The 12497-nt window shown below is 60.9% G+C and carries 12 protein-coding genes; all 12 read left to right on the top strand.

Annotation, left to right across the window (positions count from 1 at the left end; genetic code table 11):
* The first annotated feature begins 16 nt into the window (after positions 1-16).
* The 12 genes from IDH41_RS04265 (at position 17) to IDH41_RS04210 (ending at position 12493) form a co-directional block, all read left to right on the top strand.
* Positions 17-1801, top strand: coding sequence for a M3 family oligoendopeptidase (locus tag IDH41_RS04265; RefSeq protein ID WP_190858600.1), 1785 nt, complete (start codon positions 17-19; stop codon positions 1799-1801).
* Positions 1802-2060: 259 nt separating this feature from the next.
* Positions 2061-2729: a CBS domain-containing protein gene (locus tag IDH41_RS04260; RefSeq protein WP_190858599.1), complete on the top strand. Its 669-nt coding sequence runs from the start codon at positions 2061-2063 to the stop codon at positions 2727-2729.
* Positions 2726-3526, top strand: a complete 801-nt coding sequence (locus tag IDH41_RS04255) for a pyruvate, water dikinase regulatory protein (protein ID WP_190858598.1) — start codon at positions 2726-2728, stop codon at positions 3524-3526. Before IDH41_RS04260 ends, IDH41_RS04255 begins: the two co-directional genes overlap by 4 nt.
* Before the next feature lie 33 nt (positions 3527-3559).
* On the top strand, positions 3560-3958 hold the full coding sequence (gene ndk, locus IDH41_RS04250; protein WP_190858597.1) for a nucleoside-diphosphate kinase: 399 nt from the start codon (positions 3560-3562) through the stop codon (positions 3956-3958).
* Positions 3959-4144: 186 nt separating this feature from the next.
* Positions 4145-5332, top strand: coding sequence for a P-loop NTPase family protein (locus IDH41_RS04245; RefSeq protein WP_190858596.1), 1188 nt, complete (start codon positions 4145-4147; stop codon positions 5330-5332).
* Positions 5295-6533 carry a CpaF family protein gene (locus tag IDH41_RS04240; RefSeq protein WP_190858594.1) on the top strand — a complete coding sequence of 413 codons (1239 nt, stop codon included), beginning with the start codon at positions 5295-5297 and terminating at the stop codon, positions 6531-6533. The genes IDH41_RS04245 and IDH41_RS04240 overlap by 38 nt, the downstream gene beginning before the upstream one ends.
* 14 nt (positions 6534-6547) lie before the next feature.
* Positions 6548-7396 (top strand): type II secretion system F family protein, encoded by an 849-nt coding sequence (locus tag IDH41_RS04235; RefSeq protein WP_223829438.1) that lies wholly within the window; start codon positions 6548-6550, stop codon positions 7394-7396.
* Between the two features lie 13 nt (positions 7397-7409).
* Positions 7410-8279, top strand: a complete 870-nt coding sequence (locus IDH41_RS04230; RefSeq protein ID WP_190858593.1) for a type II secretion system F family protein — start codon at positions 7410-7412, stop codon at positions 8277-8279.
* 27 nt (positions 8280-8306) lie between these two features.
* Complete coding sequence (locus IDH41_RS04225; protein WP_190858591.1) at positions 8307-8492, top strand: Flp1 family type IVb pilin; 186 nt, start codon at positions 8307-8309, stop codon at positions 8490-8492.
* A gap of 13 nt (positions 8493-8505) precedes the next feature.
* Complete coding sequence (locus IDH41_RS04220; RefSeq protein WP_190858590.1) at positions 8506-9237, top strand: TadE/TadG family type IV pilus assembly protein; 732 nt, start codon at positions 8506-8508, stop codon at positions 9235-9237.
* Between the two features lie 93 nt (positions 9238-9330).
* A complete protein-coding gene (locus IDH41_RS04215) occupies positions 9331-11541 on the top strand; it encodes a hypothetical protein (protein WP_190858588.1) in 2211 nt (736 codons plus the stop codon).
* Positions 11507-12493 carry a TadE/TadG family type IV pilus assembly protein gene (locus tag IDH41_RS04210; RefSeq protein ID WP_190858586.1) on the top strand — a complete coding sequence of 329 codons (987 nt, stop codon included), beginning with the start codon at positions 11507-11509 and terminating at the stop codon, positions 12491-12493. Before IDH41_RS04215 ends, IDH41_RS04210 begins: the two co-directional genes overlap by 35 nt.
* Positions 12494-12497: the final 4 nt, after the last annotated feature.

Genomic DNA, 12497 nt, shown 5'->3' with positions numbered 1-12497 from the left:
AAGGGACGGGAAGCAGATGGGCAACGGTTATCCGCAAACCTGGAATTTGGAAGTTTTCTATAAGGGAGGCGCCGGCTCGGCCGAATTCGCCGCCGAGCTGAAAGGGATCGGAGAGGATATCGCAAGGCTCGACGCCGCATTCGCGGGCGGGGCAAGCCCCGGGACGGCAGAGCTCGGCGGGCTGACGGAGCTGCTGCAGAGCGTGCTGATCCGGCTGCGCCAATCGGAGTCGTACGTATCGTGCTTGCTGGCCGAGAACGTGAAGGATACGGCGGCCATCGCGCTTAACGACCGCGTGAAGACGCTCGCGGCGAAGTTTCTCGGCATGCAGACGCGGTTCGATAATACGCTGCGCGCCATGGACGACAAGGAGTGGGAGACGCTGCTTCGCCAAGACCCGCTCGCGGAAGTCGCATTCAATCTGGGAGAGAGGCGGGAGCTTGCCAAGCGGAAGATGGCGCCCGAGCTGGAGTCGCTTGCCGGCGATCTCGCGGTGGACGGCTACCACGGCTGGGGCGATTATTACAATGTCATCGTGTCCCGCGCGAAGTTCGCGGACGTTGGCAAGGACGGGGAGGCGAAAATATTGTCGGCAGGCCAGATGCATAACCGGCTGTCGGACGGCGACCGGGACGTTAGGGTCCGAGCGTTCGCGGAGTGGGAGCGGGAATGGTCGGAGCAGGCCGAACTATGCGCGGAGACGCTGAACCGGCTCGCCGGCTTCCGCTTGAAGCTGTACGAGAAGCGCGGCTGGAACTCGGTGCTGCGGGAGCCGCTTCAGATGAACCGCATGAGCGAGGCGACGCTTGCGGCGATGTGGGCGGCGATCGAAGAGAGCAAGCACGTGCTCGTCCGCTATTTGGAGCGCAAGGCGAAGCTGCTTGGCGTACCGAAGCTCGACTGGCACGACGTCGAAGCGCCGATCGGTTCGTCCGCGCGGACGATTCCGTACGACGAGGCGGCCGCCTTCATCATCGAGCAGTTCCGCTCGTTCAGTCCCGACTTGGCCGATTTCTCCGACATGGCGTTCAAGGACGCCTGGATCGAGGCGGAGGACCGCGCCGGCAAGCGACCGGGCGGCTTCTGCACCTCGTTCCCGAAGAGCGGGCAGACGCGCATATTCATGACGTACTCGGGCACGGCTTCGAATATTTCGACGCTTGCGCACGAGCTCGGCCACGCCTACCATCAGCATGTCATGAACGATTTGCCGGGCCTCGCGCAGGAATACGCGATGAACGTGGCGGAGACGGCGTCGACGTTCGCCGAGATGATCGTGTCGGACAGCGCGCTGAAGGTCGCAGCGGACGATGAGGAGAAGCTGGGACTCCTCGAAGATAAAATTCAGCGCTCGGTCGCCTTCTTCATGAACATCCATGCTCGGTTTTTGTTCGAGACCAGGTTCTACGAGCGACGGAGAGAAGGACTCGTATCGGCGAGCGAGCTGAACGCGCTGATGGAGGAGGCGCAGCGGGAAGCGTATTGCGGCGTTCTCGGCGAGGTTCACCCCCATTTCTGGGCGTCCAAGCTGCATTTTTATTTGACGGACGTGCCGTTCTACAACTTCCCGTATACGTTCGGCTTTCTGTTCAGCGCGGGCATCTACGCGAGGGCGCTTAAGGAAGGAGCGGACTTCAAGGATCGGTACGTCGCGCTGCTTCGCGATACGGGCCGCATGACGGTCGAGCAGTTGGCCAAGGAGCATCTCGGCGTCAACGTCGAGGAGATCGGCTTCTGGCGCGACGCGGTCGCGCTGACGGCGGAAGACGTGGAGCAGTTCCTCGCGATGACCGAAGAATAGAAGGGATAGAGGCCGTCCGGCCCGCGGCAATGTCTGCGGCCGGGCTTTTTTTCGTTTTAGGACGACAATGGGAATGAGGGTTAACTGGCGGCCTCGTTCGCTCGCGCCTATGTCGGGCTGAGAGGACGAAGGGATGCAGGCACCCATACAAAATAAATTCGGATGAATACCGCGAGGGCATATTGTACAAGCTTGACAATTGTGATACTTTATTTAGAGATTAAGTGTGTTATATATTTGATTATGACTCATATTTGAGATGGAGGCGAGTACGATTCAGTTATCCACGCGGCAATTGGAGCTTCTTGAGCTCGTGAAGAAGCATGCGCCGGTTACCGGCGAACAATTGGCGGAATATTTGGGCGTCAGCAGGCCGACGCTGCGCTCGGATCTGTCGCTTCTCGTTATGCTCGGTTTGCTTGACGCGAAGCCGAAGGTCGGTTATTTTCTCGGCAACGCCTATCGCTCCGTCAACGAACCGATCGAGCGGCTCGGCGCGCTCAAGGTGCGGGAAGTGCAGGGCGTCCCCGTCAACGTGCCGGATTCCTTGTCGGTGCACGACGCCGTCATCACGCTGTTCACCGAGAACGCGGACACGCTGCTCGTCGTTAACGAGCGGAAGCGGTTCGCCGGTATCGTCACCCCGAAGGACTTGCTTAAGATTACGCTGGGCAATCCTTCTTCGGCGGCCGTCCCCGTCAGCATGGTCATGACCCGCTATCCGAACGTCGTGACGCTGACGCCCGAAGATTCCGTAATGGACGCCATCCGCAAAATGTCTCATCATCAGGTGGATTGCTTGCCCGTCATCGTCCCCTGCGGGGAGCAGGCGGAACCGGAAGTGGCCGGCTGGGTATCGAAGTCGAACATCATACGCCTTATTGCGGACATCGCGACGGTCGGGAAATTGGAGGAGCCGGAATTATGACGCAGCAAACGATTTACGTATGCTCCGACGCTGTCGGGGAAACGGCGGAGGCGGTCGCGAAGGCGACGCTGCGCCAATTCTCGTCCGACCACGTCAAAATCAAGCGGTTCGGGCACGTTAAAACCGAGGAAGAGATCACGCGCATCGTGGCCGAAGCGGAGCGGAGCGGAGGGTTCATCAGCTACACGCTTGTTCAGCCGGAGCTGCGCGAGCTGATGAAGGAGGAAGCGTTGAAGGCCGGCGTGCGGGCGGTCGACGTCATGGGTCCGATGATGCAGGCGTACGTGGACACGTTCGGCAGCTATCCGAAGCGGGAGCCGGGCTTGCTGCATTCGATCGACGACGCGTACCACCGGCGGATGGACGCGATCGAGTTCGCCGTCAAATACGACGACGGCAAGGACGCGCGTGGCTTCGTACAGGCGCAGGTCGTGCTGATCGGCGTGTCGAGGACGTCGAAGACGCCGCTTAGCATCTTTTTGTCCCACAAGGGGATTAAGACGGCCAACCTGCCGCTTATGCCCGAGGTCAACCCGCCGGAGGAGCTGAAGCCGGCTCCCGGACGCTTGATCGTCGGCTTGACGATGCAGCCGGAGCATCTGCTCGAAATCCGGTCGGAGCGCTTGAAGGCGCTGGGGCTGCCGGCTTCGGCGCAATACGCCTCGGCAGAGCGCATCCAGGAGGAGCTGGCTTACGCGGAGACGGTCATGAAATCGCTCGACTGCCCGATCATCGACGTGACCAACCGGGCGATCGAGGAGACGGCGGGCATTATTATTGAATGGCTTAACAAATAAATGGCTATACCGATAGTGACAGGAGGGAACTAGATGGATAGAACGTTTGTAATGGTTAAGCCCGACGGATTCGCTCGCGGATTGGTCGGCCGGATCGTGGCGAGGTTCGAGGAGAAAGGATTCAAGCTCGTGGATGCGAAGGTTATACAGCTGACGAGGCAGCATGCCGAGCATCATTACGAGCATTTGCGGCAAAAGGCGTTCTTCGGCGAGCTGGTCGATTTCATCGTATCGGGACCGGTATTCGCCATGATCTGGGAGGGCAAGGACGCCGTCAAAAACGCGAGGGCCCTTATCGGCGCGACCAACCCGTCGGAGGCGCTCTCGGGAACGATTCGCGGCGATTTCGCGACCGATGTCGCGAGCAACATTATCCACGGCTCGGATTCGGACGAAAGCGCGGAGCGGGAGATCAAGCTGTTCTTCCGATAAGGCAGGCGGATCTCCGCTACGGGCGGAGCAATCCGGGCCGATTACGCGGTTGACGTATCGAAACATGTATGGTAAATTTTATAAAAACGAACATTCAAACACGGAAGCACCGTATCAGGCAGCGATTTATTGCGCCTTTTCGGTGCTTTTTTTGCGTTGTCCGGAGCTGAGGGAGGGGATTATCGGATGAGGAAGTATACGCTCGCGGTGGCAGTTAAGGAAACGGAATATTTGAGGCGCCTGGCCGATTACGTTCGCGACAGCCCGCTTGCCGAGCAGTGGCAGGTAACCGGGTTCACGAATGCGGAAGCATGCAAGCAATATGCGATGCAAGGCTACAAGATCGATTTATTGGCGGCCCAGCCGGAGCTGCTCGGCGAATTGCGAGAGCTGAGGGAGCGGTGGCCGGCGATTCCGGCGGTCGCGCTGGTGATGGGGCTCGGGGATAGCGGGGAGGAGCACGAGCTGCATCAATACCAGCCGCTGCCGCTGCTGCTTCAACGGCTGGAAGAGGTTCACGCCAGGCTTGCCGGCCAACCGCCGCGGCTTGTGCCGGGCGGCGACGAGCCGGACGGCGTGCGGATATTGACGGTCTATTCCGCCTCGGGCTCAACCGGCAAGACGGCCTTGGCGCTCCATCTTGCGCATGCCGCCAGCTCGCATGGCCGCCGCGCGTTTTATTTGAACCTCGAGCGCTGGAACACGGCGGATGCCTGGCTTGGCGTTCCGCGGAGCGCTGCGGCGGCAAGCGGCGGAGAGGGGCTGTCCGAGCTGCTGTACGGCCTCAAGGCGCAGCCCGGGCAGGCGGCGGAGTGGCTGCTCGAGCATCGGATCCGCCATCCGCTGCTCAAAGCGGATTATTTGGCGGCGTGCACCAATGTCGAAGACAGGCTGACGCTTGGCCCGGAAGATGCCGCAGGAATACTGGACGCGATCGCCCGCAGCGGCCAATACGATCTGATCGTCGTCGATCTGGACGACGGCTTGGACGAGCTGCACGCCTCCGTTTTCGACCGCTCGGACCGGGTGCTCTGGCTGACGAGCGGAAATCTCTCCGTCTTAGGCAAGCAGCGGATGGCGCTTCATTACGGCGAGCGGAAGTGGGGGGAGCGGTTCGCCTCCGCGATGAGCAAAGCCTTGTTCGTCCATAACCGCGCGGTTAACGCCGCCGGTCTAACGCCAGACGAGACGCACGCTCTGCCCTACGCGCCCGTTCAATTGCCGGAGGTGCCCGAATGGCGCGATCCGGGGGCGGCGACGCTGCTGTCCTCGCCCTCGTTCCGCGCGGCGTCGGACAAGCTGTACAAGCATTTGTTCCATGAAGGAGGGGAAAGCGATGCTAACGGATTCGGACGTGCTCGAGCTGCGGAATAAAGTGCGTGCCAAGATCGATTTCGGCGGCGCGCTGCCCGACGAGCGCCTCATGCGGATAACGGAGGAGACCGTATTCGAATGGTGCGAGCGGAACCCGCTGACGGCAACCGAGAAGGTGAAGCTTGTTCGAAGGCTGTTTCATTCGTTCCGGGGGCTCGATATTTTGCAGCCGCTCATGGAAGATGCTTCCGTCACGGAAATCATGATCAACCACCATGCCGAAATATTCGTCGAGCGGGGCGGGAGGATGACGCTGCTTCCGGTGTCGTTCGAGAGCAGGGAACGGCTGGAGGATTTGATTCAGACCGTCGTCGCCAGCGTCAACCGCGTCGTGAACGAGTCGTCCCCGATCGTGGACGCCAGGCTTCGGGACGGCTCAAGGGTGCATGTCGTGCTGCCGCCTGTCGCGCTTCGCGGGCCCTGCATGACGATCCGGAAATTTCCCGAGCGGCCGATGACGATGGAGCAGCTTGTCGCCGGCGGATCGCTTACTTCGGAGGCCGCCGCCTTTTTGAAGGAGCTGATCGTCGCGAAATACAACATTTTCATAAGCGGGGGGACGGGAACGGGAAAAACGACGTTTCTGAACGCGTTGTCGCAGTTCATACCCTCCGACGAACGCATCGTGACGATCGAGGATTCGGCGGAGCTTCAGCTGCGCACGATTCCCAATCTGGTCGCCATGGAAACAAGAAACGCGAATACCGAAGGCAAGGGGGAAATAACGGTGCGCGATCTGATCCGGGCTTCGCTGCGAATGCGGCCGAACCGGATCATCGTCGGCGAGGTTCGCGGCGGCGAGGCGCTCGATATGCTTCAGGCGCTTAACACCGGGCATGCCGGATCGATGTCCACGGGCCACAGCAACGGCGCCAAGGACATGATGGCCCGCCTGGAGACGATGGTTCTCTCCGCCGCGGAGCTGCCCGTACCGGTCATCCGGCAGCAGATCGCCTCCGCGATCGATATCGTCATCCATCTGTCCCGGTTTCGCGACCGTTCGCGGAAAGTGCTGGAGATTTGCGAGATTGCCGGAATGGAAGCGGGGGAGGTGCGGCTAAATCCGCTGTTCGTTTTCGAGGAAGAAGGGGATTCCGGCGGGTTGGTGCTCGGCAAGCTGAAGCGTTCGGATCATCCGCTCCTCCATACGGATAAGCTGACCATGGCGGGAAGAACGCTCGAATTGTCTGGAACGGGATAAGGGAGGGGATGCGAATGGAGAGGAAATTGGCGATGAGGCGGGAAGCCGGCTTGGTCCATCGGCTTCTAGCGTGGTGCGGATGGGAGAGCGACGTCGTTATTTCAAAAGCCAGGTCCGGCCGGCTGACGGATTACGGGGAGTATCCGCTGAGCCGGAAGGAGTTTTTCGTTGCCGCGGCCGTCGCGGGCGCCGCGCTCTTCGCGGGCGTGTACTTGTTCTACCATTCGGCCGTGATCGCCGGCCTGGCCGCCGCGGCCGGAATCGCCGCTCCGCGCTTCAGGCGCAGAGCGCTGTTGATGAAACGGCAGGAGAGACTGAAGCTGCAGTTCAAGGAGGCGCTGTTCTCGCTGACGTCGTCGCTGGCGGCCGGGCGATCGCTCGAAAACGCGTTTTTGTCCACGCTGGACGATTTGAAGCTCCTGTATCCGGATCCGAGGACCGAGCTGTTGCTGGAATTCCAAATCGTCCGTTTCCGGCTGGACAACGCCGAGCCGATCGAGTACGCGCTGCGAAACTTCGCCGACCGGGCCCATATCGAGGAAATCGACCAATTCGTCGACGCGCTTGCCGCCTGCAAGCGATCGGGAGGCGATTTGCTTGAGGTGATGAAGCGAACCGCCGCCATTATCGGCGAGAAGCTGGAAATCGAGCAGGAGATCGCCGTCATGGTCGCCCAGAAAAGGTTCGAAGGAAAAATCATGATGGCGGTTCCGTTCGTCTTTCTCGCTTTCCTCGGCATAGCCGCCCCGGATTATATGGCTCCGCTTTATGCGGGAGCAGGCTATTTGCTGCTGACGGGGGCGCTGCTCGCGCTGCTTCTCTGCTTCCGGATCATGGGCAAAATTATGGACATCCGAATGTGAGGAGGGAGCGCGTATGGCCGCTGCCGCTGCCGCCGTCGCGTTGACGGCGATCTGGCTGTATATCGTCGGCGTTTCGGCTTTGGAATCGGCATGGTTGCAGCTTAAGAAGGGGAGAAAGCAAGGCGGGGAGCTTGCGCGGCTCGTCATGGCCGAGCCGTTCACGCGCCTGCTCGAACGGTTGCGGGTCTTCGATGCGCTCCAGCTAACGCTAAGCGGCTACCACGTGAAGCTGCTCATTCTGAACGATGGCGGTTGGACCATCGAACGGACGAAGGAGGAAGCGGGGGCTTCGCTCGGCAAAGGTTACGCCGCTTTGACGGCCTGCGCGTGGCTAAGTCTGCTCGGAGGGGAGCCTCTCCTTCTAGCGATGGGCCTCCTGTTCGGGGTATTGCTGGCCGTTCGGCCGGTCGTGGAAGCGGGACGCCGCGTGGAGCGGCGGAAGCGGCAGCTCATCACCGAGCTGCCGGAAATGCTGAGCAAGCTGATGCTGCTCGTCGGCGCAGGAGAGACGGTTCAGCAGGCGCTGGCCAGATGCCTCGAAGGCAAGGACGCGAAGCATCCGCTCTATAAGGAATGGGGCGATGCCGTGTCGTCTCTCCGCAACGGGCAGTCGTTCAGCGAGGCGATGGAAAGATTCAATCGGCGCTGCGCCGTGCAGGAAGTATCGATTTTTACGACGGTGCTGCTCCTTAATTATCGCCGGGGAGGCGAGCATTTCGCGCTTGCGCTGCGGGAGCTTTCCTACACGTTGTGGGAGAAGCGGAAGGCGATCGCGAGATCGCGGGGCGAGGAGGCTTCCTCGAAGCTCGTTTTCCCGCTGGTCGGCATATTGCTCGTGTTGATGGTGCTGGTTGCCGCGCCGGCCGTTTTACTGATGACTTAAACGAATAACGGAGAGGAAGAGGTAGCGATGAAAAAACTGGGTCAAGCGGTGAAGGCATTTTGGAAAAAGGAAGACGGTCTTGGGACGCTCGAGATTATATTGATTATCGCCGTCGTGATCATCATTGCGCTGCTGTTCAAGGATTGGATCGTGGAGCTGATCGAGCGGCTTATGGGCAAAGCGGATGACGAGGCGGACAAAATATTCAGCTGACGGAGGGCGTAAGGTGTATTGGCGGAAGGTGATCGGAAAGCTGCTGCGCCTGGCCAGGAAGGAGCAAGGCAGCTTTACGCTGGAGTCGACGTTTGTGTTTCCCGTCCTGCTCGGTTTTATTCTGCTTTTTATTTTATTCGGCATGTACATGTATCAGAAGGTCGTGCTGTATTATGCCGCCTCCTCGACCGCCGAACGCGCCGCCTTCGCGTGGGATAACAGCAACCGCGACCCGAGGAGCGGCATGCTTCCTGCCCCAAGCTACGATCCGCTGTACAGAAGACTTGGGGAGGACGGGATGCTGGGCAGCTTGTTCGGACTGGCAAGCGATTCGCGGGAAGCCGCCGTCGTTCTCCCGCTCGCGGACGATGGCGATGAAGAGGAGAAGAGGTTGGCCTTGAGCAAAATGGAGCGTGCCGCCCAGTGGCTTGAACAAGCGGGGTTATCCTACGAAGGGCGGATCGGCTATTCGAACGGCGTGTTGAAACGCACGGTCGACGTGAGGCTGGAGCAGCCCTTATCCGCAGAAACGGCGGAGACGGGCTGGCTGAAGCGGGAGCCGAAGACGGCTGCGTCCGCTTCGATCGTCGATCCGGCCGAATTTATCCGCAGCGTCGATCTCGTCCGTTACTATACGGCCAAGTTTGCGGCTAGGGGAGCCGGCGCGGGACAGGCGCAGGCGCAGGCGCAGGCCGGTCAAGTTCTTGCCCCGTACGCGGGAGCTTCGGGAACGCAGCCGCCCTGACGGCTGCAGCCGTGAACATACGTAAAGGAGGGAATTGCCCTGAGCGTCGGAAAAGACGGAAGCCGTTCGTTCGCGATCCGGTGCAAAAGGTTATTGCTGCGGGATGACGGGGCGGTAACCGTATTCGCGGTCATCGTGCTGTCCTCGCTGCTGCTCTTTTTTTCATTGCTGATCGACTACGCCCGGATTGCGGCTGTGCACAAGCTGTCGGAGGACGCCGTCCGCTCCGGCGTTCGCTCCGTCCTCTCCGCCTATGACGCCGTCCTCTATGAGAGATATGGCTTGTTCGGCCGCGGAGGGACGGACGGGCAGAGCTTGTTCACGCAAACGCTGGAGGCGAACGCGAGCAACGAGCCGTCCTTGTCCGGGGACGGATTCAAGCTGGCCGGCATGAAGGTGGAAGGATCTTCGCTGCATGCGGCGGAATATCTTGGCAGCCACGACGTATTCGCCAGGCAGGTGCTGGAAGAAATGAAATACAAGGCTCCGGTCGACTTCACGCTTGAACTGGCCGCCCGATTCGCTCCGATAGCGGGCGCGATGAAGGAAGCTGCCGCGACGATCGGCCTGCTCGAGCAGATGCGGAAGCTGTACGAGAAGCGGGAAGCGCATTTGGCGCAGGCGTTCCGGCTGCAACGGGAAGCGGCGGCGAATGTCGGCGGCAGCGGCATGGACGCCTTGATTCCTTCGGGGACCTCGGCGGTAACGGCAGGGGGCGAGACGGTTCTGGCGGTGGCGAGCGAATACAAAGCTTATGCCGAGCAGGTGATGCACGATCAGTCGCTTCCGGAGGGGGCGTCCCCTAAATTCACGCAAGAGATAGCGGCCTACGAAGAGAAAGCCAGGAGCGTTACGCTCGCTTTGCGCAGGGCTGGCGCCGATATGCTTAAGCGGCACTCGAATCTAATGGGGGACGCGGTAAGGGAGCTGGAGGCGGCAAGACAGCTCAACGAGGAGATGCAGCGGCTTGCCGCGCAGGCGAATCAGGCGGCGCCCGGCGGCGGATATGATACGGTGGCAAGAAGCCGGGTGCCGGGCGCGGATCAGGATCAGGTGCCGGCCGGCGCGGCGTCGGAACTCGGGCAGCTGAAGCAATCCGCCGATGAGCTCGTGCTGCCGGATAGCTGGCTTGCGGCGTATAAGCAGGAGATGGAGACGCAAGGAGCGGACGCCGCCGCCGTCGACGCGGAAGCGGGCAGCTTCCAGTCGAACAGCACCGCTTCGATGGCGAGGCCGATTACCGACCCGGTTTCGGAAACTTTGCTGGAAGGCGCGGCGAACTTGCGGCTCGCTTACGGTGCCTACGAAGAGAAGTACATCCGTCCGGCCACGGTCCTCGCCCGCCGGCAACAGCTGCTGGAAGGCGGCGAGGTCAAAGCGAAACTGAAGCAGCAGGAGGAGCAGGCCGCCGCCTTGTGGACGAAGGCGCGCGGGATGCTGCAAGGACTGACGTCCGTTCCTCAAATGGAGGAGCATACCCGGCTGTTCATGCAGGTGAAGAAACGTTATGACGGCAATATGCTGTTCAATCAGCGCTCCGCCGAAGCCGCTTCGGATGAGGCAGGCATAGGACTTGCTCCTTCAGCCCATGACGCGGCCGAACAATCTTCCGCATGGATGGGAGGGCTGTTTACGGGAATGGCGGACATGCTGGAGCGGACGAGGGATACGGTTTATTTCGGCGAGTACGTCGTGCACCGCTTTGCCTCCTTCGCTCCTCAGAACCTGCGGGGCATGATTGGCGGAGGAAATCCCGCGGAGCTGTCGCACGCGATTTCCTTCAATAATCAGGAAGCGGAATACGTCATTTACGGATTCCACGATTCAATCGGGAACATCGCCGCCGCTTACGGGGAACTGTTCGGGGTGCGACTGGCGGTGCGCACGATGGAGGGGCTCATCGAGAGCAGGTCGCTCGGCCATCCGCTTCTTATATTGTCGGCGGCGATCCTATACGGCTTGGAGAAGGCGATGGAGGATATGATCGCTTTCACGGAGCGGGGGTCGGCTCCTTTATCCAAATTCGTGAGGGCGGAGCTGACGTATACGGACTATTTGCGGTTGTTTATGCTTATTCGCGGCTCGAGTCCCGCAAGGATGGCCCGGATGATCGCCGTAATCGAGCAGAATAGTGGCACCGCGCTTTCGGCTACGCCAAGCGGCGTGACGGGGGAAGCCGAGGTGTCGACGGAGCTGTGGTTTATTCCGGGGCTCATGGGCGCGTTGGGACGGCTCGGACTATTGGAAGGGAAGGTCGTCGGCAATCGATATGAAACAAGCCAAACCATCGGCTGGTCCTACTGAGGACCGCCGCCGGACGAGAGAACAAGGCTCCATCGTCGTCGAGGCGGCGTTAGTCATGCCGCTCCTCCTTATCGTTCTCCTCGTATTCGTCACGCTCGTCCGGCTGTGCGCCGTGCAGATGGCGCTTCACTCGGCGGCATCGCAGACCGTAAGGCAAATCGCCGCACATATCCATCCGGCCGATCTGGCTTGGCAGCAAGCCGTTGCGGCCAATCCGCTGCCGTCTATGCCGCTCCCGCTCCCCGGCTCCGAGCTGTCCTCATGGGGCGACATTGCCGCGGAAGCCGCGGAGTGGCTGCCTTCGCCGGCGGGTGAGATCGCGGCGTCCGCGCTGCGGGGCGACTTCCGTCCGCTGCAAAACGCGGCCGCGACGGAAGTGGGGCGAGCGGTCGTCGAACCACTGCTGCAGGATTTCGCGGACAAGGCCATTGTCGAGCCCGAGCGTTTGAAGCTGGCATGGCTTTCGCTTCCCGATCTGGAAAAGAACGAGGAGCCATTTTTGAAATTGATCGTGGAATACGAATTTCCGTTAAAGCTGCCGTTCTACGCCAAGCCGCTCGTATTGAAGGAGCAGGCCGCCGAGCGCGTATGGATTAGCGATGCAGCGCCGGCCAGGTACGGCGCGGAGGAAGGCGATTCGGCGGCTCTGCCGATTCAGATCGTGGCGATCGAGCCTGCGCCGCTTCGTCCCGGGAGGAAGGCGACCGTCGTCGTGAAGACGGCGCCCGGAGCGGCCGTTTCGCTTGGCGTGCGCTACAAGAGCGGATCGAGCAAAGCGAAGCATTTGGGAGAAGCGGTTGCCGACGCGAGCGGCTACGTCCAGTGGACGTGGCATGTGTCGGGCAATACGACGCCGGGCATTTGGGAGCTCGCCGTCGCGGAGGCCGCCGATCCGGATAATCGGGTCGCGAAGCATTTCATCGTGGAGAAAAGCGGCGGCACGCAAAAGTAGCGGT

The sequence above is a fragment of the Paenibacillus arenilitoris genome, assembly GCF_014705655.1.
Classification (GTDB): domain Bacteria; phylum Bacillota; class Bacilli; order Paenibacillales; family Paenibacillaceae; genus Pristimantibacillus; species Pristimantibacillus arenilitoris.
The sequence above is the reverse complement of the archived record's forward strand: the minus strand, read 5'-3'. Positions and strand labels throughout refer to the sequence as shown.

Coding starts and splice junctions, on each gene's coding strand:
- IDH41_RS04265 (WP_190858600.1), top strand. CDS start 17: ATGGGCAACGGTTATCCGCAAACCTGGAATTTGGAAGTTTTCTATAAG.
- IDH41_RS04260 (WP_190858599.1), top strand. CDS start 2,061: ATGGAGGCGAGTACGATTCAGTTATCCACGCGGCAATTGGAGCTTCTT.
- IDH41_RS04255 (WP_190858598.1), top strand. CDS start 2,726: ATGACGCAGCAAACGATTTACGTATGCTCCGACGCTGTCGGGGAAACG.
- ndk (WP_190858597.1), top strand. CDS start 3,560: ATGGATAGAACGTTTGTAATGGTTAAGCCCGACGGATTCGCTCGCGGA.
- IDH41_RS04245 (WP_190858596.1), top strand. CDS start 4,145: ATGAGGAAGTATACGCTCGCGGTGGCAGTTAAGGAAACGGAATATTTG.
- IDH41_RS04240 (WP_190858594.1), top strand. CDS start 5,295: ATGCTAACGGATTCGGACGTGCTCGAGCTGCGGAATAAAGTGCGTGCC.
- IDH41_RS04235 (WP_223829438.1), top strand. CDS start 6,548: ATGGAGAGGAAATTGGCGATGAGGCGGGAAGCCGGCTTGGTCCATCGG.
- IDH41_RS04230 (WP_190858593.1), top strand. CDS start 7,410: ATGGCCGCTGCCGCTGCCGCCGTCGCGTTGACGGCGATCTGGCTGTAT.
- IDH41_RS04225 (WP_190858591.1), top strand. CDS start 8,307: ATGAAAAAACTGGGTCAAGCGGTGAAGGCATTTTGGAAAAAGGAAGAC.
- IDH41_RS04210 (WP_190858586.1), top strand. CDS start 11,507: ATGAAACAAGCCAAACCATCGGCTGGTCCTACTGAGGACCGCCGCCGG.